General features: G+C 34.9%; 27 protein-coding genes. 7 read left to right on the plus strand and 20 right to left on the minus strand.

Going from position 1 to position 26,566, the window contains the following annotated elements:
* Positions 1 to 62 precede the first annotated feature (62 nt).
* From DK508_RS06925 to DK508_RS06980, 12 genes are all read right to left on the minus strand, one after another.
* Complete coding sequence (locus DK508_RS06925) at positions 63 to 530, minus strand: MaoC family dehydratase (RefSeq protein ID WP_109300027.1); 468 nt, start codon at positions 528 to 530, stop codon at positions 63 to 65.
* 47 nt (positions 531 to 577) lie between these two features.
* On the minus strand, positions 578 to 1,315 hold the full coding sequence (gene fabG / locus DK508_RS06930) for a 3-oxoacyl-ACP reductase FabG (protein WP_109300028.1): 738 nt from the start codon (positions 1,313 to 1,315) through the stop codon (positions 578 to 580).
* Between the two features lie 64 nt (positions 1,316 to 1,379).
* Positions 1,380 to 2,357 carry an NADPH:quinone oxidoreductase family protein gene (locus DK508_RS06935; RefSeq protein ID WP_109300029.1) on the minus strand — a complete coding sequence of 326 codons (978 nt, stop codon included), beginning with the start codon at positions 2,355 to 2,357 and terminating at the stop codon, positions 1,380 to 1,382.
* Positions 2,358 to 2,365: 8 nt separating this feature from the next.
* Positions 2,366 to 3,373: an NADP-dependent oxidoreductase gene (locus tag DK508_RS06940; protein ID WP_109300030.1), complete on the minus strand. Its 1,008-nt coding sequence runs from the start codon at positions 3,371 to 3,373 to the stop codon at positions 2,366 to 2,368.
* Positions 3,374 to 3,401: 28 nt separating this feature from the next.
* Positions 3,402 to 4,157: an SDR family NAD(P)-dependent oxidoreductase gene (locus DK508_RS06945; RefSeq protein ID WP_109300031.1), complete on the minus strand. Its 756-nt coding sequence runs from the start codon at positions 4,155 to 4,157 to the stop codon at positions 3,402 to 3,404.
* 9 nt (positions 4,158 to 4,166) lie between these two features.
* A complete protein-coding gene (locus tag DK508_RS06950; protein ID WP_109300032.1) occupies positions 4,167 to 4,553 on the minus strand; it encodes a hypothetical protein in 387 nt (128 codons plus the stop codon).
* 21 nt (positions 4,554 to 4,574) lie between these two features.
* Complete coding sequence (locus DK508_RS06955; protein ID WP_109300033.1) at positions 4,575 to 5,210, minus strand: transglutaminase family protein; 636 nt, start codon at positions 5,208 to 5,210, stop codon at positions 4,575 to 4,577.
* Between the two features lie 28 nt (positions 5,211 to 5,238).
* On the minus strand, positions 5,239 to 6,291 hold the full coding sequence (locus DK508_RS06960; RefSeq protein ID WP_235016314.1) for a phosphotransferase family protein: 1,053 nt from the start codon (positions 6,289 to 6,291) through the stop codon (positions 5,239 to 5,241).
* A gap of 69 nt (positions 6,292 to 6,360) precedes the next feature.
* Entirely contained in the window at positions 6,361 to 7,584 is a 1,224-nt protein-coding gene (locus DK508_RS06965; RefSeq protein WP_109300035.1) for an acyl-CoA dehydrogenase family protein, read from the minus strand.
* A gap of 50 nt (positions 7,585 to 7,634) precedes the next feature.
* Positions 7,635 to 8,411, minus strand: coding sequence for an SDR family NAD(P)-dependent oxidoreductase (locus DK508_RS06970; protein ID WP_109300036.1), 777 nt, complete (start codon positions 8,409 to 8,411; stop codon positions 7,635 to 7,637).
* 40 nt (positions 8,412 to 8,451) lie between these two features.
* Complete coding sequence (locus DK508_RS06975; protein ID WP_109300037.1) at positions 8,452 to 10,269, minus strand: acyl-CoA dehydrogenase; 1,818 nt, start codon at positions 10,267 to 10,269, stop codon at positions 8,452 to 8,454.
* 178 nt (positions 10,270 to 10,447) lie between these two features.
* Entirely contained in the window at positions 10,448 to 11,023 is a 576-nt protein-coding gene (locus DK508_RS06980; RefSeq protein ID WP_109300038.1) for a Crp/Fnr family transcriptional regulator, read from the minus strand.
* Between the two features lie 275 nt (positions 11,024 to 11,298).
* Here DK508_RS06980 and DK508_RS06985 point away from each other — a divergent pair, with 275 nt between their 5' ends.
* Positions 11,299 to 13,176, plus strand: coding sequence for an ATP-binding protein (locus tag DK508_RS06985; protein WP_109300039.1), 1,878 nt, complete (start codon positions 11,299 to 11,301; stop codon positions 13,174 to 13,176).
* Positions 13,177 to 13,415: 239 nt separating this feature from the next.
* Positions 13,416 to 13,895, plus strand: a complete 480-nt coding sequence (locus DK508_RS06990; protein ID WP_109300040.1) for an SLATT domain-containing protein — start codon at positions 13,416 to 13,418, stop codon at positions 13,893 to 13,895.
* Positions 13,896 to 13,941: 46 nt separating this feature from the next.
* Here DK508_RS06990 and murA read toward each other — a convergent pair whose 3' ends face one another.
* The 7 genes from murA to DK508_RS07025 all read right to left on the minus strand — a co-directional run bounded on the left by murA (position 13,942) and on the right by DK508_RS07025 (position 20,824).
* Positions 13,942 to 15,255: a UDP-N-acetylglucosamine 1-carboxyvinyltransferase gene (gene murA / locus DK508_RS06995; protein WP_109300041.1), complete on the minus strand. Its 1,314-nt coding sequence runs from the start codon at positions 15,253 to 15,255 to the stop codon at positions 13,942 to 13,944.
* A gap of 54 nt (positions 15,256 to 15,309) precedes the next feature.
* Complete coding sequence (locus tag DK508_RS07000; protein WP_109300042.1) at positions 15,310 to 15,963, minus strand: DUF4290 domain-containing protein; 654 nt, start codon at positions 15,961 to 15,963, stop codon at positions 15,310 to 15,312.
* Positions 15,964 to 16,151: 188 nt separating this feature from the next.
* On the minus strand, positions 16,152 to 16,436 hold the full coding sequence (locus DK508_RS07005) for a DUF493 family protein (protein ID WP_109300043.1): 285 nt from the start codon (positions 16,434 to 16,436) through the stop codon (positions 16,152 to 16,154).
* A gap of 73 nt (positions 16,437 to 16,509) precedes the next feature.
* Positions 16,510 to 17,118: an NTP transferase domain-containing protein gene (locus DK508_RS07010; protein WP_109300044.1), complete on the minus strand. Its 609-nt coding sequence runs from the start codon at positions 17,116 to 17,118 to the stop codon at positions 16,510 to 16,512.
* Entirely contained in the window at positions 17,105 to 18,175 is a 1,071-nt protein-coding gene (locus tag DK508_RS07015; RefSeq protein ID WP_109300045.1) for an XdhC family protein, read from the minus strand. Before DK508_RS07015 ends, DK508_RS07010 begins: the two co-directional genes overlap by 14 nt.
* A gap of 11 nt (positions 18,176 to 18,186) precedes the next feature.
* Complete coding sequence (locus DK508_RS07020; protein WP_109300046.1) at positions 18,187 to 20,340, minus strand: xanthine dehydrogenase family protein molybdopterin-binding subunit; 2,154 nt, start codon at positions 20,338 to 20,340, stop codon at positions 18,187 to 18,189.
* 19 nt (positions 20,341 to 20,359) lie between these two features.
* On the minus strand, positions 20,360 to 20,824 hold the full coding sequence (locus tag DK508_RS07025; protein WP_109300047.1) for a (2Fe-2S)-binding protein: 465 nt from the start codon (positions 20,822 to 20,824) through the stop codon (positions 20,360 to 20,362).
* Between the two features lie 272 nt (positions 20,825 to 21,096).
* Here DK508_RS07025 and DK508_RS07030 point away from each other — a divergent pair, with 272 nt between their 5' ends.
* The 5 genes from DK508_RS07030 (at position 21,097) to DK508_RS07050 (ending at position 25,662) form a co-directional block, all read left to right on the plus strand.
* Positions 21,097 to 21,654, plus strand: coding sequence for an AAA family ATPase (locus DK508_RS07030; protein ID WP_109300048.1), 558 nt, complete (start codon positions 21,097 to 21,099; stop codon positions 21,652 to 21,654).
* A 1-nt stretch (position 21,655) separates the two neighbouring features.
* On the plus strand, positions 21,656 to 23,566 hold the full coding sequence (locus DK508_RS07035; RefSeq protein ID WP_370443824.1) for an ATP-dependent DNA helicase RecQ: 1,911 nt from the start codon (positions 21,656 to 21,658) through the stop codon (positions 23,564 to 23,566).
* Positions 23,563 to 24,510, plus strand: coding sequence for a methionyl-tRNA formyltransferase (gene fmt / locus DK508_RS07040; protein WP_109300049.1), 948 nt, complete (start codon positions 23,563 to 23,565; stop codon positions 24,508 to 24,510). Before DK508_RS07035 ends, fmt begins: the two co-directional genes overlap by 4 nt.
* A gap of 187 nt (positions 24,511 to 24,697) precedes the next feature.
* Positions 24,698 to 24,970, plus strand: coding sequence for an HU family DNA-binding protein (locus DK508_RS07045; RefSeq protein ID WP_027413194.1), 273 nt, complete (start codon positions 24,698 to 24,700; stop codon positions 24,968 to 24,970).
* A 131-nt stretch (positions 24,971 to 25,101) separates the two neighbouring features.
* Entirely contained in the window at positions 25,102 to 25,662 is a 561-nt protein-coding gene (locus DK508_RS07050) for a YqgE/AlgH family protein (RefSeq protein WP_109300050.1), read from the plus strand.
* On the opposite strand, the gene DK508_RS07055 is transcribed toward DK508_RS07050, so the two are convergent.
* Positions 25,659 to 26,507: an aminotransferase class IV gene (locus tag DK508_RS07055; protein ID WP_109300051.1), complete on the minus strand. Its 849-nt coding sequence runs from the start codon at positions 26,505 to 26,507 to the stop codon at positions 25,659 to 25,661. The genes DK508_RS07050 and DK508_RS07055 overlap by 4 nt on opposite strands.
* Positions 26,508 to 26,566 lie beyond the last annotated feature (59 nt).

Here is a 26,566-nt window from a genome sequence, read left to right on the forward strand (position 1 = left end):
GATCAAGTAATATCTACCTTAAAAGGTAAAATTGTTTTGTTCAGAACATAATTGAATCTAAGTTATCCTTCAAACATCAATGATACGAACTCTGCTACGCAAGCAGGTTTTTCGATACCTTCGATTTCTACCGAACAGTCCCATGTGATTTTTAAACCATTATCGGCATAAGCCTCAATCTTTTGTATACTACTATGTAATCGTAATCTACAATCTACAGGTACGGGATGCGGAAAACGTACTTTATTAAGCCCGTAATTTACACCCATTGCAAAACTCTCTATATGAATTAAATCCATCAACATTTTAGACAATAGAGACACTGATAAAAATCCATGAGCTATTGGTTTTTTAAATGGGGATTCTTTTTTAATGCGTTCTAAATCTACATGCACCCATTGAAAATCCAATGTAGCATTGGCAAAAGCATTGATCATATCTTGGGTTACGATAAGCCACTCTCCTGTAGGTAATGATTTCCCTTCGTAGGTTTTAAACTCTTCAAAATTTTTACAAATTAGTTGGTTCATGATCTTATTATTTAATAATCCTTTTGCTTCTTTGTTGATTGTTAATCTTACCTAGAAATCCCGCCATCAATGGTTAAACAAATACCAGACACATATGATGCTTCGTCTGATGCGAGATATAAATATCCATAAGCTATATCCAAAGGAGTTGCTGCTTTTTGAAGAGGGATTTGTTTTTTGATTCCGTCTAGGTGTTCTTTTGGGATTTGCTCTGTCATTTCGGTTAATGTAAATCCTGGGGCCAATGCATTTGCTGTAATTCCGTATTTACCAAGCTCCATAGTCCAAGTTTTAGACATGGCAATCACTCCTGCTTTAGTAGCTGCATAGTTCGTTTGTCCAAAATTACCACGTAGCCCTACATTAGAAGCTGCAGATACAATTCGACCATATCCCGCGTCTTTCATATATTTTGAAACAACTTGTGTACACAAAAACACACCTTTTAAATTTACATCTACCACGGCATCCCATTCTGCTTCACTCATTTTATGTAATGTTCGATCTTTGGTTATCCCTGCATTATTGATTAGTATATCTATTTTACCATATTTCTGATGTATTCTTTCTGCCTCTTTCTCGATGGCTGGTTTATCAGTGACTGAGATTTTGGTAAATTCGGCTTGATGTCCTTTGCTATTAATATTACTCGCAGTTTGCTCGCCATCTTCCAACAAATCCCATATAATTACGGTAGCTCCTTCTTTTGCAAATAGTTCAGACACACCTTTTCCAATGCCACGGGCACCTCCTGTTACAACTGCTATTTTATTTTGTAATCTCATACTATTGTTTTCTTATTTTTTGAACTTCTTTTTTTGTATCAAAATTCAATCTTTTTTCTTTTTCTCAAGAACATTCTATAACAGCTTTTCCTTTTACCTGGCGATTCATCATATCTTCTAATGCATTTGAAGCCTCGCTCAACGGGTATATTTTATGGATATGAGGTTTTAGCTTTCCTGCGGCGTACCACTGCATCAGCTCCATAGTGTTTTTCATATTTTTTTTAGGAGTTTTCATAGCAAAGCTTCCCCAGAACACACCTACAATGGCGCTTCCTTTTAATAAAGCAAGGTTTAATGGAATTTTAGGAATATCTCCCGCAGCAAAACCTACAACCAAATATCTACCCTCCCAAGCCATCCCTCGAATAGCTGGTTCGGCATAATTACCACCAACAGGGTCATAGACAACATCTACTCCTTTACCATCGGTAAGCTCTTTAATTCTAGACTTTAAATCTTCGGTAGTATAATTAATGACCTCAGCTGCACCATACTCTTTGCACAATGTTAATTTTGTATCTGAAGATGCCGCGGCAATCACTCTAGCACCCATCAATTTTCCTAGCTCAACTGCGGCTAATCCTACTCCACCTGATGCTCCTAATACCAATAGGGTTTCTCCTTCTTTTAATTGCCCTCTATCTTTTAAAGCATGATATGATGTACCGTATGCCATCATAAAAGAAGCAGCAATCGGAAACTCCATCATTGGAGGCTTAATAAAACAAGCATTACCTGGCACTACTACTTCTTCAGCATAGCCACCATGCATTACAAATCCAAAAACCTCATCCCCAGGTTTTACATGATTAATATTAGAACCCACATGTTTAACTACTCCTGCTATATCGCTACCTGGTGTAAATGGCAATTCTGGTTTAAATTGATATAATCCTTGGATAATTAGCGTATCCGGAAAATTTACTCCGCACGCTTTTACCTGAACCACCACTTCATTATCCTTTAATTTTGGGCTTTCTACTTCTTCTAGTACAAGGCTAGAAGGGGGACCAAATTGTTTACAAACTACTGCCTTCATATGTGCTATTACTCTTCGATTACTTTTAATACCAGTTTACCCATTTTATCTCCAGAAAATAGTCGTAAAAATGTTTCATGAAAATTCTCAATTCCTTCATAAACATCTTCTTTACTTTTCAATTTTCCTTGAGCCATCCATCCGCCCATTTCCATAGCCGCTTTACCATAATCCTTGGCGTAATCCATAACTACCATGCCTTGCATACTGGCACGATTCACTAATAATGATAAATAATTACTTGGACCTTTGATTGCCACCTTATTATTGTATTGAGAAATTGCGCCACAAATAACAATTCGTGCGTGCATTCGTAAACGTGCCAATGCAGCATCCAAAATTTCGCCTCCAACATTATCAAAATACACATCAATTCCTTTAGGACATTCTCGTTTTAAACCTGCATGAATATTTTCGGATTTGTAATCGATAGCCCCATCAAAACCAAGCTTATCTACAATATATTTACATTTATCCGCTCCGCCTGCAATCCCTATAACCTTACAGCCTTTAATTTTGGCTATTTGCCCAACTATACTACCAACTGCTCCAGCAGCTCCGGATACTAAAACAGTATCACCTTCTTTAATTTTTCCCACTTCTAGTATTCCAAAATAAGCGGTCATTCCGGGCATTCCTAAGGTTCCGATATACATGGGTAATGGTGCTAATTTTGGATCTACTTGATACCAGTTATTACCATCTGTTATCGAATATTGCTGTACTCCTCCCCAACCAGTTAAACAATCACCTTCTTTATACTTTGGGTGATTATTACTCTTAATAACTGTACCTACAGATCCGGCACGCATAACATCATCGATTTGTACTGGTTCGATATAGGATTTTCCTTCATTCATCCAACCTCTCATAGCTGGATCCAAAGAAATATAATGTTGTTGTATCAATACTTCTCCATCTTTAAGTTCAGGAATTGGATTTGTTTGTAATTCCCATGTATCTTCTTCAGGAAGTCCCGTTGGGCGTTTTTTAAAAATTAGTTGCTTATTGTTCATGGTGTGTATGATATAGTTCTTTTTAGTTTTATAATGATGTTCCGCCGTCAAGAGTTATGGTTTGTCCTGTAATGAATTTTGTACTATCTGAAGCTAGCCATACCACGGCTTCGGCTATTTCATCAGCCATCCCATATCGTTTCATAGGAATCACACTTTTTAATCGTTGATCCATATCTGGCCGTACGGATAGTAGCTTGTCTAGCAATGCCGATTCTGTATAACCAGGACAAACGGCATTGATTCTTATATTTTTGGTGGCATACTCTAATGCTGCCGATTTTGTCATTCCAACAACAGCAAATTTACTTGCGCAATACGATAAGTTGTTCAAGGAAGCCTTTAATCCTGCAAGAGAAGCGATGTTTACAATATTACCCCCTCCTTGCTTTACCATTTGTTGTAAAGCGGCTTTCATACAATAAAAAACTCCGGTTTGGTTTACAGCAATCACATTGTCCCAATCTTCAAAAGTATACTCTGCAGTTCTTGCCATATTCTTTGGCCCAATCCCTGCATTGTTAACCATAATATCTACTTTACCATATTTGGCCACGGTCTTTTCGATCAATTGTTCTACATCTTCAAACTTTGCAACATTAGCCACTATTACAGTAGCTTCTCCTCCATTTTGATTGATTTCGTTAGCCGTTTTTTGTGCTTTTTCTTCTTTGATATCAGACACTACCACTTTGGCATTATGTGCTGCAAAATGTTTAGCTGTCGCCGCACCAATACCTGATCCCGCTCCGGTAACAATTACTATTTTATTGTTTACTTGCATATCAATGTTTTATTTTGAAGTACATAAAATTAATCTTGAATCTTCTAATGCTCTACTTCGTAGATCTCCAGGGTAACCATCAGCCGTAATCATGTTAAGGAAATCTTCTTTAGCCGCATATTCTACAATGAGTATCTTATCCCATTCTAAATGATCACTTGGACCAATAATACCCATAAGTGGTTTTCCGTGGTATACTATATTAGCCCCCGAATTTTGAAAAAACGGCATTGCAGCTTGCAAATATTGTGCATATCCTTCTGCCCCAGAAGTTCCCGTTTCTTCTACTTTATCTTTAAATTTAAGTAAGTTTAACATTTGAAAAGGACCTTCTACTTTTAAGGTTGTAAAATCTTGAAATTGTTCTGGAGTAACCCCTGTATATGTAGTACTCATTTTTGTGTGTATGTATGTTATTTATAGTTTGATTGCATCTAATCCTTGATATTTTTCTACTATTTGAGGATAATGTTCTTTCATATTATTGAAAATAAAATCTATAGGAAGATCCTCAAAATGGCCATAATCCTCTAGATACTCCATAAAAACATTACCTTCATTATTGTACTCCTGAAATATAGAATCATTTTCACCATCAAATTCTAACGGAGATACATTACATTTTCGACATAAGGATGCATTAAAAGCAGGAGAAGCCTTTACCCATTTTTCATTAAGATATATATTAACCATACCATGAGGAGTCAATTCATTAGTTCCAAATTTTTCGGTCAATCTTTCTACTCCAATATGATTTTTAACTTTAGCCAGATGAATTCTTGCTGGAATTCCTAACCCTCGCAAACAAGCAATTAAAAGAATTGATTTATCAACACAGTGTCCCTTTGTCTTTTTGGCTATGCTACTTGCTATATATCCATTCTTTAATAAACTTATGTTATAGGGGTCATATCGCCAGTTATCTCTTATCTTGATATACAATTGAACTGCCTTTTCTTTTGCCGTTAATGTATCATTTTTAAATTCTTTTATAAGTTCTTGAATCTCTTCTGCCTTATAATCGAAAAAATATGTTGATGCTAAATAATCCATTTTTCTCCTTTTGACTACTTCGTAATTATTAATCTATTTTTTTATCATGAATGGCTTGTAATGCCAGGTTACAAAGCAATTCTGCTGCTTTGTTTAATTTTGCAAAACGAGGATCTGTTGTAAGTCCTTTACTATATCTATAATAGATCTGTTGTGCAATTACTGCTATTTTAAAAAGACCAAATGCATAGTAAAAGACTAAGTGATTGACTTCTCTCCCACTTTTCTTTATATATGATTCTACAATCTCACTTCGGCTTGGATTACCGTTCATAATTGTAGGAGATGGTATACCTTGTTGTACAAATGGATGATCACTTGCCATGGTCCAATATCCAAGAGAAGTTCCTAAATCCATTAATGGGTCTCCTAATGTTGCCATTTCCCAATCCAAAACAGCGTTGACTTCTTTCCAACTATCATCTTTAAAAACGACATTATCATACTTAAAATCATTATGTACCAAACTATACCTATATTCTTTAGGTTGATTGTCTTCCATCCAACGCATCACTTTATCTGCTGCTGGCACATCTTCGGTTGCTGCTTTTAGATATTGTTTACCCCAATTTAGCACCTGTCTTTCAACATATCCTTCGGGTTTGCCTAAATCTGATAATCCAGAAGTTTTGTAATCTATGTTATGTAATTCTACAAATGTATCTAACCATGAATCAGAGATGGTCTTAAAATCCAGAGTGGAAATATTTCTTTTTTTAGCCTCATGTACATTAAGAATAATACCATCGACCTTTTCCATAATATAAAAAGGGCAACCTAAAATATCTTCATCTTCGGTATATGCATACATCTTAGGTACTTTAGGAAAAGAAGTGTAAATCCCAGATTGTACTTTAAACTCCCTACCCATATCATGTCCTCTTTTTATTGCTCCAAAAGGTGGACGACGTAGTACATATTCTTTTTCTTCTATCTGTAACAAATATGTGAGATTAGAGTAACCATGAGTAAATTGTGTTACCGTCCAATCGCTTTGATTATGATCAATAAGTCCTTCTTTCTCAAGAAAGATCTTCAACGTTTTTTCATTTAATTCTTCGCCTTTGCGTACGTTTTGCATTTTCATGAAGTTTAAAATTGCGAGTGACATACGCCAATCAACAATTTGCTTTTATTGGTATTACAACAGTTATATTTTTTGTTTGGCGTAGGTGTTAATTACACTTTTCCCTAATTGATACATATGCACCTCATCTGGACCGTCGGCCAATCGAAGCATTCTTGCAGCTACAAAAAAGTGCGCTAGTGGCGTATCTGGTCCAACTCCTTTACCACCATGAATCTGCATTGCTCTATCGATAACCTCTAAAGCCATATTAGGAGCTACAATCTTAATCATGGCAATAAGATCTTTTGAAGTTTTATTACCTTCTTTATCCATCTTATCTGCTGCAGAAAGCGTGAGTAATCGTGCTTGTTCTATAGCACATTTGGATAATGCTATTTCTTGTCTAATGCTGCTAAAATCTTTAAATGTTTTACCAAATGCAATACGTTCTGATGCTCGATCAGACATTAATTCTAATGACCGTTGTGCCATACCAATTAATCGCATGCAATGATGAATACGTCCTGGCCCCAGACGTCCTTGAGCAATTTCAAAACCTCTACCTTCACCTAAGATTAAATTTTCTTTTGGTACGCGTACATTATCCAAAACAATTTCGGCATGTCCTTCTGGAGAATCATAAAATCCAAAAACAGATAATGGTCTAATAATTTTTAACCCCGGCGTATCCATCGGCACTAAAATCATACTTTGTTGTTGATGCCTATGTGCACTGGGATCGGTTTTCCCCATAATAATGGCTATTTTACAATGTGGGTCCATACCACCCGATGACCACCATTTACGGCCATTGATTACATAATGATCTTCATCACTTACAATTGACGTTTCTATGTTTGTTGCATCAGATGAAGCCACTTGCGGTTCGGTCATTAAAAAAGCCGAACGTATCTCACCATTCATTAAAGGTTCTAACCATTGTTTTTGTTGATCTGGAGATCCATACTTTGCCAGTACTTCCATATTCCCCGTATCGGGAGCATTACAATTAAACACTTCTGAAGACCATAATACGCGTCCCATAATTTCGGCCAAAGGAGCATATTCTAAATTGGTAAGCCCTGGACTTAAATCTCCATAACTTTTCGGAAGAAAAAGATTCCATAAGCCCGCATTCTTTGCTTTTTCTTTAAGGTCTTCCATTCCTGGCCAACGGTTCCATAAATTTTTGGGGTCATAATTAAAGGCACTCACTTCCTTTTCTACCGGAAGTATATGTTCTTCAAAGAAACGGTTAAGTTTTTCTTGAAGTGACATTATTTTTTCTGAATAATCAAAATTCATTCTACGTAAGTATTTAGTACAATTTTTATGTTTTTTTTGCAGTACTACAGTTAACCTGCAATTAGGTATCCTCCATCTGCATTATACACGCTACCAGTCATATATGCTCCGGCATCTGATGCTAATAAACATACCATACCAACCATTTCATCGGGCATTCCCATTCTTGAACTAGGTAAGGTTCTTTCTATTTTCTGAAGTAATTTTTCATTTTGCCATAAAGCCGCACTAAACTTCGTTTTTATTAATCCAGGACACAATACATTGGCTCGTACACCATGCTGTCCCCATTCCTTAGCTTGATTTTTTGTTAGCATCAATAAGGCCGCTTTACTCGTGCTATATAATCCTAATCCAGCACCTGGATGTATGGCTTCAACCGAGGCTATATTAATGATACTACCTCCTCCCGCTTCTTTAAAAGAAGGCAATACTAAATTTGATAACATCCATGGTGCTTTTACATTAACATCCATGATTTTATCAAATACTTCTTCTTCGGCATCTTCGATAGGGCCATAAATAGGGTTAATAGCCGCATTATTGACCAAAATATCAATTCTACCATAGTGCTCTATAACATTTTGAACAAGGTTTTTTCGTTGTTCTGGTTTTCCTATATGACAAGAAATACCAACAGCATCCAAACCATTGGCTTTAAACTCAGAAACAACTTCATCTACAGCCTCTTGATTCCTACTACTGATAACTACTTTGGCTCCATGTTCTGCAAGACCTTTGGCAATAGCTTTTCCTATTCCCTTACTTGATCCTGTGATTATGGCTACTTTTCCTTCAAGATTGAACGATTTTTTTATACTGCTCATGTATTAAATAATAAGTTTGATAATAAAATTGATACTTGTTTTATGAGTTGAAAACTTCTTTCTCTCCTGCTATGGTGAGCACTTCATCATTCATTAAAATTTCTGCTAAACCATTGGTTTTGGGTAATTCATATGTGAAGAAAAATTTCATGGCATGAATCTTACTTTCGTAAAACTCTTCACTATATTTCTTTTGTCCAACTACTAAAGTATTTTTGGCATGAATCGCCATATCAAGCCATATCCAACTCATAGTAATAGTACTAAAGAACTCCATAAACGGTGTAGCATCTGCCAAAAATCGTTCATAATCTCCTTTTTGAGCGAAACCAATTAAGAACCCTACAACTTTTTGGGCTAATTTTAATTTCTCTCCCAAGGTATTTGCATACTTTTTAAGGTCGTCGTATTTAGAAGCATTTTCAATGGTTTGCATAACCTCATTAGTCAGGTATTCTAACGCTTTTCCATTACCCATAACAATTTTTCTACCCAATAAATCTTGGGATTGAATACCGGTTGTTCCTTCATAAATAGGAAAAATTCGAATATCCCTATGGTACTGTTGAAGAATAAAATCTGTACAGAATCCATATCCTCCTAATATTTGCAAGCCATTAGATACAGCATGTGCTCCCATATCTGATGGATATGTTTTTACCATTGGGATAATTAATTCTAATAGCAGACTATATTTTTCTTTTTCGGTAGGATCTTTAAGTGTTTCTTTAAAATCGTAATATTTTGAAGCCAATAACACCAAACTCAATGAGCCCTCGGCTATCACTTTTTGTAATAATAACATTCTACGTACATCAGGGTGATTGATAATTAATGTCTGTCCCTGGTCCAAGTCTTTTTTTCCTGCATTAGTTAGTTTACGTCCCTGTGGGCGTTCTTTTGCATATTGAAGTGATGCTTGATACGCTGCCGTTGCAATAGCTGCCGCTCCGCGACCAACTGCAATACGAGCCCCATTCATCATCAAAAACATATATTTTAAGCCTTGATGCGGTTCTCCTACTAACCAACCTTGACAATCATCTGCGTCTCCAAACCCTAAATGCGTCGTACAATATCCTCGTTGTCCAAGTTTTTGAAAATCGGCTACGGTAGTAACATCGTTAGAAACCAAACCTCCGTTACCATCGGGTCGTTTTTTGGGTACAACAAATAATGAAATTCCTTTGGTTCCTGCTGGGGCACCTTCTATACGTGCCAAAACAAGGTGAACAAAATTATCTGCATATTGGTGATCTCCACCAGAAATAAATATTTTTTGTCCAGATATTTTATAAGACCCATTATCGGTAGGTATCGCTTTGGTAACTACATCAGAAAGTGAGCTTCCTGCCTGTGGTTCGGTAAGACACATGGTACCTCCCCATTGTCCAGATAACATATTAGGAACGTATGTATCATTAAGTTCTTTGTTCCCAAAATGAATAATAAGCTCTGCCGCCCCCAGAGTAAGACCAACGTATCCTGGTAAATGATTATTTGCAGCATCTTGAATAAAAGCTGATGCTGTATACAGCATCATGGGTAATTGCAATCCACCAGCCTCATAATCAAAGGTTCCCGAAATAAGCCCCATTTCACCCCCTTTTTTCATCATCACTCCAACTTGCTTATGCACTATTACGGTGCCATCCTTATGATAGGCTGGTTGTTCATCCATTTCTTTGATATAAGGAAATAACTCTCTATCCGAAAATTCTTTTACAGAGTTTAAAAACATATCCAAAGATTCTTGATCATGATCAGCAAAACGATCTTGTTGTAATACATCTTCCAGGTGATGAACATCGTATAAAAGGTACTTAAGAGTCTCTAAATCTATATATTGATCGGCCATAATGTAATATTTTTTGAAATTGGCTATTAATTGCACAATAAATTTCGTGAATATTTAATGGATTCTCATTAAACTAGTATAATAAATATAGAATTTTAGAGACTCTTAACTTTTCCTTTTACACAAATAACAACTTGATCATATACGACTACTCTGGTTCCGAGTATTTTATGTCAAATTACTCGTTAGATTTAAGTCTTTTACGAATTTTGGAAAGTCCAACTGGCGTTACTCCTAGGTATGACGCAATGAGATATTGAGGAACACGTTGAAAAAGAGTTGGTCGTTTTTTTAATAATTCTAAATATCGTTCTTGATTTGTAAGATTACGAAGTTGATTAATTCTTTGAAAATTGATTACAAATGTTCTTTGCATAGACAACCTTCCAAAACGTTCCATTTGGTGGGAGTGATCAAATACTTTTTGTACATCTGTCTTTGATATCGAATACACAATAATATCTTCTAATGCTTCTAAATATGACTGAGACGGAATCTCTTGTATATATGCATATAAATCTGTAAAAAAATATCCTTCTGTAAAAAACTCCATGACTTGAGTTGTTCCTTCTTCTACAGTATAATAGGAAACACAGCCCTGTTTCATAAAATAAAAATGTTCAATATGCTGATCCGGTTGCAAAAGAAAGCTTCCCTTTTTGAAGGTTTGCTTTTTATAAAACTGAAGACCAAATGCCATATCCGAATCACTCACTTGTGCATAGGACAGTATTGTTTTCTTTAAGTCTTCCAAAGTGTGTTTTCTGTTTTTAACGAAGGAACTAAATATTTTTCAGATTGCAAAAATTAACCCTACAACTCTTCTAGCATACATGATAATCCTTAACATAATTAAGCAAAAATCAGAACATTTTACTAGTATTAAACATTACGGTTATACCGTAACGAAAGTTTAGTAATTGTTCGTAGCTTTAAGGAACCCAAATTAAACAAAAACGCATTGAATATGGGTTTTAAACTAAGACCCTAAGTGATCATCCAATTATTGCATTGGATTTTTTGGATTTTATGGACAGTATAAATTTTTATCAAATATCGATTTTCCTGTTTCAGGGCCTGATAGTAGCTTCGCTGATATTATTATTATTCCGTCTACGCACCATTATGGGTATGGGGTTGTTGTTCACCTCATTAGGACTATTTCAATTTATTCAAGTATTTCTAGCGAGTACGCTTTATTTTGAGATTTCTGATACGCTATTAGTCTCTCCCGGATCTTCGATTTTATTTTCTGCTACACTTTTTGCAGTATTACTCATTTATATTAAAGAAGATGCTAGCACAGCAAGAAGATTAATTTATGCATTAGTGATTGCTAATGTTCTTTTATGTTTTCTTCTTATCTCTTTTCGTTTAAATATTGAAGGTGCCGATAGTTATAATCCATTTGACATTTCGACTGAATTTTTCTACACCAACGTATTTGTGCTATTTGTAGGTACTGCGATTTTATTTCTCGATTCGATTCTTATTATTTTCCTTTTCGAATTTATTTCGAAATACGTATCATCTTTATTTTTAAGAATGTTACTCACCATGACTATCGTTTTAAGTTTTGATGCTATCTTTTTTTCGCTAGGATCATTTTGGTATTTCGATGATATTATAAAAATTCTCTATTCAGGATTAGTTTCTAAAGTATTTACCGGTATTTTTTATAGTATACTATTTACACTCTACTTAAAGCATTTTGAAAAAGAAACGTATCGCGCCAATCATTCGACTTTTAAGGATATTTATCATTCACTTACCTATCGCCAAAAATTCGAAGTAGCAGAAAAAGCTATTCAATTAACAGAAAACAGATATCATACATTAACAAACTTAGTACCTGTTGGAATTTTTATGACCAAAGCAGACGGGAAAACAACATTTGTAAATCCAAAATGGTGTTCAATTTCTGGTTTATCTCAAGAACAATCAATTAATGATGGGTGGTTCAAGGCAGTACATCCTGAGGATAGAAAAAAGCTAAAAAAGGAGTGGTATGCGTCAACCGGGCAAAGTAAAGATTCTGATGCAGAATATAGATTCCTTAAACCCGATGGATCTATAACCTGGGTGCTAGGTCAAGCTATTCCCGAGTATAACGAAAAGCATCAAATTATTGGTTATGTCGGAACCATTACTGATATCACCGAAATAAAGTTATATGAGATCGAATTAAGTAGATTAAAAGAAAAAGCAGAAGAAAGTGATCGACTTAAATCTGCTTTCCTGGCCAATATGAGTCACGAAATTCGTACTCCAATGAACGGTATTATGGGACTTGCCGAATTGCTTAAAGAGCCTAAACTTACAGGAGATGAGCAAAAATTGTATTTAGATTTGATTAAAGAAAGTGGTGCTAGAATGTTAAATATCATAAAAGATATTATCGATATATCTAGAATAGAGGCCGATCAAGTAACATTATTTACCAATGAAGTAGATGTAAATGAACAGACCGAATATCTCTATCAATTTTTTAAGCCAGAAACCGACAAAAAAGGAATCTCTCTATCTCTTCATAATGGCTTAAATCCCGAGGAAGCTATTATACAAACAGATAAGGAAAAGTTTAATGCCGTACTTACAAATTTGGTAAAAAATGCAATTAAATATACCAATGAAGGACAAATCGAATTTGGATACAAACAGAAAGATCAATTTCTGCAATTTTATGTACAGGATACTGGTATAGGTATACCCAAAAATAGACAAGAGGCTATTTTTGATCGTTTTGTACAGGCAGACATTGAGGATCGTTATGCACTGGAAGGTGCAGGTATTGGGTTGTCTATTGCCAAAGCATATGTAGAAATGTTAGATGGAAAAATATGGCTGAAAAGTAAAAAAGATAAAGGCACCACATTTTATTTTACTATTCCTTATTTACAGAAATAACTCTATTACATATCCTTATTAAAACAAACTGTAACATTGCTACATTTCTTATGCATAAGTTTACTCCTAAATCGTTTCAATATTAAATATTTTTATATCTTTAAAATATGCGGGCTATTCTAGATATCTAAATAAAAAATGTAGTTTATCTAATATTAGGATTTTGTTTAGTTTGCCATAATCGTTTAAATATCTTTTATACACCAATAATAATACCCCTTCGATAATATCAAAAAGTAATGACCAAAGAACAACAAGAGTTAATCTCGACATGGGTTGAAGATGCACAAATCCTACTTAAATGCCATTTATCTATGGCAGAAGCTACTAGAAGAAAACATAGGAATATAGGAATCTTATCGGCAGTCCTATCTGCCATAGTAGGGTCTAGTATATTTGCATCTTTAGGACAAAAAGACACTGATAAAACACTTATAATACTTACAGGTCTTATTAGTCTTGTTGCCACTATTTTAACCAGTGTTCTTGCTTTCTTAAAGTTACCAGAAATAGCAAACCAATATCATAATTCTGGGAATGAATACGCTGCTATTAGAAAAGAATTTGAGTTCTTACTGACTTTTGATTCTACCGATAACGAACATGTTCAAAAAGAAATTAAACGATTAAAAATAAAATGGGATGATATTAGAAAAAACTCAATTCCGATTTCTGCCAAAACGATAAAAAAATATAATATCGAAAGTACGTTAACCTAAATTCCTAATACAAAACCAACTTCATGAACTAAGTTTTGGGCCTAAATTATGTAGTTCTTACAATTTTGGCACCTATCGCTCTTAAACGTTCATCGATATTTTCATATCCTCTATCAATTTGTTCTATATTATGAATGGTAGAAGTACCTTTTGCACTTAAAGCAGCTATTAATAATGAAATACCAGCTCTAATATCTGGAGAGACCATTGTAGTAGCTTTTAAAGTAGACTTAAAATCATGTCCAATAATAGTAGCTCTATGCGGATCACATAAGATTATTTTTGCTCCCATATCGATCAGTTTATCCACAAAAAACAAACGACTCTCGAACATTTTTTGATGTACCATAACTTCTCCTCGAGCCTGAGTAGCTATAACTAATACAATACTCAATAAATCAGGAGTAAATCCTGGCCAAGGAGCATCGGCAATAGTCATAAATGAGCCATCGATATAACTTTCGATTTGATACCCATCTTTATGTGCAGGAATATAAATATCATCTCCAACTCGCTCTACAGTAATCCCAAGCTTTCTAAAGGTCGATGGAATTATTCCCAAATTATCCCAGCTTACATTTTTAATAGTAATTTCACTTTTGGTCATTGCCGCAAGACCAATCCATGAACCAATTTCGATCATATCTGGTAATACACGATGATTACAACCATTTAAGGAGGTTACCCCTTCTATGGTAAGTAAGTTTGAACCCACACCAGAGATTTTTGCTCCCATTGCATTTAGCATCTTACAAAGTTGCTGTAGATATGGTTCACATGCAGCATTATAAATAGTAGTTGTTCCTTTGGCTAATACAGCTGCCATTACGATATTAGCAGTACCAGTTACAGAAGCTTCATCTAACAACATATACGTGCCTGTTAGACCATCTGGCGCTTCTACTCCATAAAAACGTTCTTCTTTATTATATCTAAATTTTGCGCCAAGATTTATGAAACCCTCAAAATGAGTATCCAAACGTCTTCTTCCTATTTTATCACCACCGGGACGCGGAATGTATCCTTTTCCAAATCTAGCCAATAATGGGCCCACAATCATAATAGATCCTCTAAGGCCACTTCCTTCTTTCTTAAATTTTTCGCTTTCTAAATAATCAAGATCCAATTCATCGCTTTTAAAAGAATATGTTCCTTTATCAAGTTTTTGAATTTTAACTCCTAGATTACCTAAGATTTCTATCAATTTATTGACATCGCGTATATCAGGTATATTAGAAATTGTAACTTCTTCTGCTGTAAGTAAAACAGCGCAAAGAATCTGAAGGGCTTCATTTTTTGCTCCTTGAGGAGTGATTTCTCCTTTAAGCTGATGCCCTCCTTCTATTTGAAAAGTACCCATGTATTTGTTAATCTTTTGTGGTTAGTAATCTAATTTATTGCTGGTTTCAAAGATTTAATAACGTTTTTTACCTCTACTACGGTAGTTTTTCTTACCGCTATTATTGGTATTGGTATGTTTTTTCTTTTTATTACTACCTCTTAGTAAGTTTGAAGAATCGGTTAAATCTTCTGTACTTCCTTTTAGATTAATTTTTCCGTTACTCAATTCAAAAAGATGATCAAAAATAACACTGTCTTCAACAGTATCTTTGTTCCAGTTTAAATAACACTTTTTCATGTGATTTGCAATCGTGAATGTAAGTGCGTTTTTTAAATCGCCATCTTCCCAACTATTTGCAACATCGATCATCCTTTTTATATTATTTCCATAAAAACGATATTTAGGGAAATTTTGAGGATAATCTAGAGGTTCTGGTCGTTCCTGCAGTTTTTCTTTAGTTAAAACTGGAAAAGGAGTATCAACATCTAGTTTAAAATCACTCATAATAAATAACTGATCCCATAGCTTATGCTGAAACTCAGGCACATCTCTTAAATGAGGCTGTAAGTTTCCCATAACCGCTATAATAGATTTGGTTACTTTATTTCTCTCTTCTCGGTCTTCAATTGCAACAGTAAAATTAATCATCTTCTGTAAATGACGACCATACTCAGGAATAATGAGTTTTTCACGCTCAGTATTATATTCTAAATTGTTAATATCCATAAAATGTAAAAATAAAAAGTGAAGTTATTCTCTCTCTTTTTGAAGCAAAAATAATTCGTTCCGCAAAATACTAAAATAAAATAAGTAAGTTGATTTTTTTTAAACGTAAAATAAAGCAGCTTATTATTCATTTTTTTAAGCCACTTAAATGATATATTGTAAAGTACCCTTACAATCCAAGCACCTTGTTATAGTGAAATAACACCTTCAACTTTTGAAGAGATTTCTTTATACTTAACGATTACCTCATCAGGATTCTTCATCCGTACATTAATAGAAACACTCGTGTATTTTCCATTCTTGGACTGTTTTGTACTAATCACCGCTCCCAAATTATCAAATATGCTTTCTATTTGCTGTATTTTGGTATCATCTGTAGGTACGATAAACTTGTATAAATATGCAGTAGGCCATAGCGCTGTATCCGCCAATTGTACCTTTAATTTTTTATAGAACTCTTCTGAATCACTCATATATTAATCCCCAACAAAAATTTTGACAAAGATAAGCGTTCTTATTTATAAAAACGACCTTGTAATAAATTCTTTAGCTCAAAAATTTACGCTTATATAATGCCTCATATTGCTCTACCGTATCCACATCTATCGCAATATCCTTTGCAGGAATAGTTTTTGTCCTATTTTGATATTTATCAATCAAATACCGAGCTCCATAATCCTTATTAAATTTTGATAACTCGCTAAACAAATTTTTAGAAAACAATGCAGGAACACCTATTCTGTTTCCCAAATCTGAAGCAACGATATGATCAGGTTTTTCCTTAAAACCAGTAATCAGCTTACTAAAATGATCGGCTTCGATTAAGGGTTGATCTATTACTGAGATCAACACGGCATCATAACAGAAATCTTTATGTACTATATAATTAATCCCACAACTTATAGAAGACCCCATTCCCGACTGCCAATTGGTATTATTGAGTATCGTAATAGATGAATTTTTAATACGATCATTAATCAATTTAAAATTTGCACCAAGTACGACAAAAGTATCTACGTTCTCTAGTGCTAGTGATTGTTGGATCGCGTTCTCAATTAATGTAGTATTGGCCCAAGGTAACAATTGTTTTGGTGTACCCATTCTACTCGAAGAACCCGCAGCAAGTATAAGGTGTGCTATCTTAGTCTTTGACATGGATAGTTTTTATACTTTTCCTTTTAGAATCATCGTGAATGGCTCCTTTTTTATCTTGTAAAGGAATTGGGTCCTGATCTCTAATCACAGATAAAATCTCTGCAATTATTGCTATGGCAATTTCTTGAGGCGTTTCGGCACCAAGGTTTAATCCCGCAGGCCCATGAATAATCTCGATAAATTCGGCTGTAACTTCTGGATAATATTCTATAAATGCAGAGAGTAACTTTTCTCTACGCCTAGCAGGACCTAATAAGCCTATATATGAAACATTTACATCTTTTATCGCTTGTAAATACAACAGATCTTTAGCAAAATTATGTGTCATTAGCACTATTGCAGTTTGATCATCATCATTTGTAATACGTAACTCCTCATGAGACACTGGAGTTACCTCTTTTGCTCCAGGAAAATCTTCTAAATTCTTCGGGGCTTTAGGCGAACAAATAACCTCAACCTCCCACCCCATGACAGAGGCTAAGGTGCACAATTGAGCAGCATCATGCTCTGCACCGATGATTATTAACCTAAAACAAGGTTTCATTTCCCTAAAAAAACATTCAGTATCTGTATGTTGAGGAAACGATACTTGATCCACTTGATCAGAAAAGAAGAATGTATTACTTTTTTCAAACACTACTACAGATCCCATATTTGAGTTATGATCATCTATCTTCGAGTAAAATGACTTAATATCAAATGGAATTCTTAGCTCGAGATGTTTTTGAATCGATTCAATACCAGCATTATTAATCTCAAAGGTTTCAATCAAAATATACAATAATCCTTCGCAACCTAAACGATATTTACCATCATAGGTCATTACTTTAGGGCTACCAGAATCAAATACAGTTTGTGCCTGTCTCAGCACTTCTTTTTCAACACATCCCCCACTAACGGCGCCAATAGTTTTTCCATTTTTTAAAATAAGCATCCCTACTCCAGGTCTTCGATATGACGACCCTTCTACATCTACAACTGTAGCCATAACAGCAGGAATACCCTGTTGTTTGGCTACAGCATATGATGCTATAATTTCTTTAAACTCGTGTGTCATACAATATTCTCCTATCCTAAAGGTGCATTACCTTTCATGTGTTTTATAAAAGGTTGTTTATACAATCGTATTCCTTTTGCAGCCTTTATTGCATTAGCAACGGCAGCCCCAGCTGGTGGTAAGGTAGGTTCACCAAGCCCCGTTGGGGCAATATCATTTTCTATAAAATGCGTTTCTACAACTGGTGTTTCATTAATACGTATTAAGCGATAGGTATTAAAATTTGTATCTACTGGTGCTCCATCTTTAAATGCAAAATCACCATACATGGCGTGACCTACACCATCAATAACACCACCTTCGATTTGATTTTTGGCCCCCAGCGGATTAACAACAATACCACAATCTACAATACACGTTACTTTTTTAACTACCGGAATATCATTTTCTAATACTACATCTGCTACCTCGGCCACATGTGTATTATGACAATAATAAGCACTAAATCCTTGATAGACTCCTTCTTTGGCATTACCCCATCCAGATTTATCCACCGCAACCTTAATCACATTTTCTAATCGCTCTGGAGAGTATTGAATTCTATCATCTGTGGTTCCTTTTACTTTTTGTAGTAAATCTAATCGTAGTTTGATACGATCAACCTCAAGTATTTCTGCGATCTCATCAAAGAAACTTTGCTCTGCAAATGATAAGAAATTCGTATATGGCGCTCTCCATGCTCCTGTGGTAATATTACTATCGTAACTAGCAACATCTACCTGATAATTTTCTATCGCTCCAGCAGGGAAAAAATTAGGGATTAATCCATACATATTAGAATTTACAGATGCTTCTTTAAGATGATACCCTGTAATATTTCCATCTTTTACAGAGGCTTTGATTCTATATTTTATAGACGGGCGATAAATCCCTGCTGCCATATCATCCTCTCTAGAATATACAACCTTAATAGGTTTTTGAGCCAATTTGGATATCTCTGCAGCTTCTAAGGCAAAATCACCGTACAATCTTCTTCCAAAACCGCCACCCATCCTGGTCATATCTACTGTAACTTGTTCTGGATCTCTTTCTAATAATTCTGCTACCCTACGTCCTGTTCCTGCGGGAGTTTGTATAGGCCCTACCAAACGTACCTTATCTGCAGTTACATCTGCAAAGAAATTCATTGGTTCCATACAATTATGAGGAAGAAAAGGAGACTCATACGTACGCTCAATTACTTGATCCGCTTCAGCAAATGCTTTTTTCACATCACCATCTGCACGTAACGTATTAAACTCTTTACCATCTAATAATCCTGTTAGAATTTTATCATGTTTTTCGGTACTCTCTAATTCTGAGTCTGATATCCAGGTAGCCTGTAACGCTTTCTTACCTTTCATGGCTGCCCACGTATTGCTGGCTAAAACGGCTACTTTATCTCCAAATCTAATTGCATCTTGTACTCCAGTAATAGATTTAGCAGCAGTAGCATCAAAGCTTTCAAGTTTTTTTCCAAAAGAAGGCGGTCTTAATACAACCGCATAAAGCATTCCTTCTTCTTTATAATCCAAACCATATAATGGTTTACCGGTTATTATTTTATCGATATCTACATTACTAGCATCTGTACCTATAATTTTAAAATCTTTGATTTCTTTGAGTGCCACATTCTCCGGAACTTCGAGTGCCGCGGCTTCTTTAACGACTTCACCATATCCAAGTTTATCACCATTTGCATTTATAATCACACCATTTTCAGTCTTACAAGTCGATGGGTCTACTCCCCATTTTGCAGCCGCGGCATTAATTAACATCTGTCTTGCGGTTGCTCCTGTTTGCCGCAGAGGTTCCCATCCTTGGCGTAATGACTGACTACCCCCAGCTACTTGTCTTGTAAAATTTTTGGTATCTAAAGCACCTTGTACTACATGCACATTATCCCAAGATACGTCTAGTTCTTCGGCAATAAGCATTGGCATAGATGTTTTTACTCCTTGTCCTATCTCTGGATTAGGAGAAAAAATAGTAACCATACCATTATCTGCAATTTTAATAAATGCATTAAAATCATTGAAGTTTAATTGAGTAATATCAACTGGTGGAGCTGCTTCTGGCTTACAGGCCTGAAATAAGTTAAAACCAATTAATATTCCTCCTCCTGCCAATGCAGAAGTTTTTATAAATGACCTTCTACTAAAGGAAGGTGATATCATCTGTTTCATTTGATAAGTTTTTAATTGGTTAGCTCAATTTTTTACTAGCAGCAAGTTCAACGGCCTTTTCTATTCTATTATAAGAGGCGCATCTACATATGTTACCACTCATCGCATCTCTAATCTCTGATCTACTTGGGTTTGCATTTTGTTCGAGAAATGCTGTTGCCGACATGATTTGCCCGGCTTGACAATACCCACACTGTGGCACATCGATTTCTTTCCAAGCTAGTTGCACTGGATGAGAAGCATCTTCTGAAATACCTTCGATAGTAGTAATCTCCATATCCTCAACATTACCCACTTGTAACAAACAACTTCTGGTTGCAGATCCGTCGACATGTACAGTACACGCTCCGCATTGGCCAATACCACAGCCAAATTTTGTACCTACCATATCCAAATGATCCCTAAGTACCCAAAGAAGAGGGGTATCCTGATCAGCCTCAACAGTATGAGGTTTTCCATTTATTTTCAAATTGTAAACCGGCATGAAATTTAATTTTAGGATTTGTATTTAACTAGTCTAAATAAAGCAATTGTATGTGAATTGCTAAGGAAGTTACTAAAAAATCAAACGGGCAAATTGAACTTTAACAGAGCTTTATATTAATATTAATACTCTCTACGATTTATGTCATTTTACAATTTATCCTAAAATTTTGTGGGTATAATTTTAGTCTTGCCTTCTCTAACCAAGAAAAGTTTAAACAACTTCTTTTAAAATTCCCTTTATAATCACGAGATTTGTAGAAAAATACCGCTTTGACTAAAAAAAGAATCGTAATCACAGGAGCACCAGGAACAGGAAAAACTTCTGTTATTGTTAAACTGGAAGCTTCCAATTTTTTCTGCTTTCATGAAGTTATACGATCTATGACTCAAGAAGCAAAAGAAAGTGATCAATCTACGACCTTTGCCTCTAACCCCATAGTATCTGTCTCTGATCCCTATGAGTTTAACACTCAGATTCTAAATGGACGAATCAAGCAGTATACAGATGCTACATCAAAAAATGACGATATTTTATTTTATGATCGAGGGATACCTGATGTTTTAGCGTATATGGACTATTTTGATCAAACCTATGGTGATGATTTTATAAATGAATGTAAAAACCACACCTACGATCACATCTTTTTATTACCTCCTTGGGAAGAAATATATGTGTCGGATAATGAACGATATGAAAGTTTTGCACAAGCAAAAGATATTCATCACCACTTATTAGAAACCTACACTAGATTTGGATATTCGTGTATAGAAGTTCCTTTTGGTAGTGTAGATGAACGTCAAGATTTTATTCTTAAAAGTATAACATAGATTGATACAATCCCCCCTTCAAATATTACAACAGTATTGGAAGTATTCTAGTTTCAAACCACTTCAGGAAGAAATTATTAATACGGTTCTTGAGGGGAATGATACCTTTGCATTATTACCAACCGGTGGCGGAAAATCTATTTGTTTTCAAGTTCCTGCAATGTTAAAAGAAGGAATATGTGTTGTGATTTCTCCTTTGGTTGCTTTAATGCAAGATCAGGTAAAAAATCTAATTGCAAAAGACATTAAAGCAATAGCATTACCCAGTGGGATCAAATATTCAGAGTTAGATACTCTTCTTGATAATTGTTTATATGGTAATTATAAATTTTTATACTTATCACCAGAACGATTGCAGCAAGATATTGTACAAGAACGCCTAAAACAGATGAATATTAATTTAATCGCTGTTGATGAAGCACATTGTATATCACAATGGGGTAATGATTTTAGACCATCATATAAAAAAATCACTATTCTAAGGGAGATGCACCCAGCAGTGCCCGTAATTGCATTAACTGCTACTGCTACCGATAAAGTCGTTGAAGATACGGTAAAAGCGCTGGATCTATTTCAACCTAAAATCTTAAAGCAATCTTTTTTTAGAGCTAACCTGGGATATATGGTTGTTCGATCTGAAGATAAAGTATACCATATAAGTAAGATATTACAAAAATACGCTGGTCCTTCTATTATATATGTAAGAAACCGAAAATCTGCGGTAGAGCTCAATGATTATCTTAATGCCAATAGCATATCTGCAACATTTTATCATGGCGGTATAGACCACCAAGAAAAAACAAAACGTTTTAATCGATGGCTACAAGAAGATGTACGTGTAATGGTGGCTACCAATGCCTTTGGTATGGGAATCGATAAACCCAATGTACGTACTGTGATTCATTACCACACTCCAGAAAGTATTGAGAGTTATTTTCAAGAAGCTGGCAGAGCAGGTCGAGATGGAGAAAAGTCATTTGCCTTTTTATTACGCAATCAAAATGATAAGCATAGACTTTATAATCAGTTTATAAAAGTATTACCTAATATCGATACGGTAAAACTGGTATACAGAAAACTATGTAACTATTTTCAGATCTCTTATGGTGAAGGCGAGCAAACATCTCATGAGTTCGATTTTAATACATTTTGCAAAACCTATGATCTAAATGCTCTAGTTACTTATAATACACTACAGTTTTTGGATCGTTGTGGTGTGATTAGGTTCGTACAGCGATACACTAAGAAAAGTGGGTTGTATATCACCACCACAAGCAACTATCTTTTAAAATATTTAGATAACAATCCAAATTACGAAATCATCACTAAAGCTATATTAAGAATGTATAGCGGTATTTTTGATGAAGAAGTAGCTATTAATATTCCTTTAATTTCTTCAAAAATTAATATTTCAGAAAAAGAGATCATTAGGGTATTAAACAAACTAAAAGAGGCCGAATTGGTTGAGTTTAGTTATAAAACATCTGATGCAGAGATCATTTTTTTAATTCCCAGAGAGGATGATCGTACGATCAATAGAGTTAAACACCTCTTAATCGAACAAAATGATTCTAAAAAAGAGAAGGTAGAAGCTATCATCGAGTATATCGACAACGATACAATGTGCAAAAGCAGATTGTTATTAGCTTATTTTGGAGAAGAGAACACCAAAGACTGTGGCATTTGCAGTTATTGCTTCTCTAAAGGCAAAAAACAAGAAAAAATCGAAACATCTAAAATACAAGAGGATATTGTAAGGCTTTTACAAGAAAAACAATTATCTTCAAGAGATTTGATAGCGTATCTAGACTATCCTGAAAAATTATTATTGGAAGTGCTCAGAGAAATGAATCAGCATCAAATTATTACAATCAATCACAATAACAACTATCAACTAGCACAAAACAAATGAGAGATTTACGGATCGTATTTATGGGCACCCCAGATTTTGCTGTCGAAACCTTAAAGACTATCATAGCACATGATTATAATGTAGTGGGGGTGATCACGGCTCCAGACAAACCCGCAGGACGTGGTCGAAAACTTAGAGCTTCTGCCGTTAAGGAATATGCTTTATCAAAAAACCTCAATATATTACAGCCTACTAATTTAAAGGATGAAGGTTTTATCGAAGAACTTGCTGCCTTAGCTCCTAATCTTAATATTGTAGTAGCTTTTAGGATGTTACCCAAAGTTGTTTGGGATATGCCAACATATGGTACTTTTAATTTACACGCTTCTTTGCTACCTGATTATAGAGGTGCTGCTCCTATTAATTGGGCAATTATCAATGGCGAAGAAAAAACGGGGATCACTACTTTTTTTATTGACGAAAAAATAGATACTGGCCATGTTATTTTTCAAGAAGAGGTAGCTATCAACACTAATGATACTGCTGGAGTATTACATGATAAATTAATGACCAATGGTGCTCTTCTTGTAGTAAAAACTATAGCCGCTATTGCAAATGATGCCGTAACTGTACAACCTCAACCAAAAGATAGTGAGTTTAAAACGGCGTATAAGTTAAATCGTGAAAATACTAAGATCAATTGGAGTCAAGAGATATCTATCATCTATAATTTGATTAGAGGACTAAGCCCCTACCCTTCTGCCTGGTGCGAATTACATAACAAAGGTGTTACCGAGAATATCAAAATATACGAAGCTTCACCTGTAGAAGAACCTCATAGTTTTGAGATCGGAAAAATAATTATCGAAGATACGACTATCAAAGTTGCGGTAGATAAAGGATATATCCTTATTCATAAACTTCAACTTCCTGGTAAAAAAGCAATGGAAGCTAAAGCACTACTAAATGGGTATAATTTTTATCGGGATGCCAAAATGATGTGAAACCTAGGTATAGTAAGGGTTTAAAAACATATAAAAAACAAAGGTGTTTATTAACAATCGTATTGAGTTATCAACAAAACCCTGTATTTACTGGGCTAATCCTTGCATGAATCATAAATCCGTATAAATTTGTAAAGCGTTTAACATAAAGATTGGTCTAACCAACAATTAATTTAAAAACAGAATTATGAACAAAACAGAATTAATCGATGCAATGGCAGCTGACGCTGGAATTACTAAAGCAGCGGCTAAAAAAGCCTTGGAATCTTTCTTAGGAAACGTTGAAGGTACTCTTAAAAAAGGAGGACGTGTTTCTTTAGTTGGATTTGGATCTTGGTCAGTTTCTAAAAGAGCTGCAAGAGAAGGTAGAAACCCACAAACAGGAAAAACTATCAAAATCGCTGCTAAAAACGTTGTTAAGTTTAAGGCTGGTGCTGATTTATCAAGTTCAGTAAACTAATCAGTTAGTTTTCGATATTATTTAAGAAGCTCCCACTAGGGAGCTTTTTTTATGATTTTTTAACAAAAATCAGTCGTTATCTTTGATAATTAGAAATAATTATTTAGCTTTAAGATAAAGAAAACCATCGCATGATATCACTTCAACCCTCAAAAGGACATCTTTTAATTGCTGAGCCCTCCATCATTGGAGACGTGTCTTTTAATAGGTCTGTGGTACTTCTTGCTGATCATAGCGAACAAGGGTCTATTGGTTTTATAATGAACAAACCACTTGAGTATTTTCTGGCAGATCTTGTGCCAGAAATTGATTCTGAATTCAAAATTTATAACGGTGGTCCTGTAGAACAGGATAATCTATACTTTATACACAAAGTACCTAATCTAATCCCAAATAGTGTAGAAATTTCTGGAGGTATATATTGGGGTGGTGATTTTACAGTAGTATCAGAGCTTATTGCCGAAAATAAAATCACACCTAATGAGATTCGTTTCTTCCTGGGATACTCTGGCTGGGACTCTGAACAACTCAACCAAGAGCTTGAAGCAAATTCTTGGGTGATCGTGAAAAACGATTACAAAAAGAATATCTTCATCAAATCTTACGATACTTTTTGGAAAGAAAAGATGATCGAACTAGGTGGTGACTATATTTTATGGTCTAATGCACCAGAAAATCCTACCTATAATTAATCTCCCAATCGGATTCTAGAATTTAGAATACCCAACAATCTTCTACTTGTATTAGTATCGTATTCTTTTTTTCTAAACTTCGTGATAGGTTTAATCCCTACAATCACATTAGTGGTAAATAACTCATCTGCTTTTTGTAGCTCGAACGGAGATATCGATGCTTCCTCGATTGTATAGTCTGATAATTTTTCGAGTATTCGCAATAATTGCGTTCTTATGATTCCTTTTAAACACCCATCAGATACCGGTGGTGTTTTAATCACTGTGCCTTTAACCAAAAATAAGTTTCCGTTTAGGGCCTCTACCACCATTTTGTTGGCATTGAGCAGTAAACAATTATCAAAACCATTTTCTTTGGCAAAAATACCTCCTAATACATTAATAATCCTATTGTTAGATTTTAATGTAGATAGCAAATCTGTTGCCACATAATGATCCTTAAACAAGGTTACTTCGCAATTATCATCTGATAGTGTATAAAAAGCACTATCCAAACCAGAGGCTACTATACTATACTCAACATCATTAGATGTTGGTGTATATAACCCACCTATAACTCTATGCACCATGATTTTTACTCTAGCTGCAGAGTTAATAAGGTTGTTTTGCGTAACAATTTCTAGTATTTCCTTCTCTAAAAATTCTGGAGTAAACTGCATTGGGATTTGCATTCTTAAAATACGCATCGATGCCATTAATCTAAAATAATGATCTTCCCAAAATAATATTTTCCCCGAGTTTACGCGAATAGTTTCAAACAAGGCATCGCCATAGGCATACCCTCTGTTAGAGATGGCTTGTGTAGCTTGATCATCTCCTACCAAATTTCCGTTGATATTAACCATAAAAAAAGTCCCATAAATTAATTTTTATGGGTGAGCAAAAGTATGGATAAAAAAAGAAA

It is taken from the genome of Aquimarina sp. AU474, assembly GCF_900312815.1.
GTDB lineage: Bacteria > Bacteroidota > Bacteroidia > Flavobacteriales > Flavobacteriaceae > Aquimarina.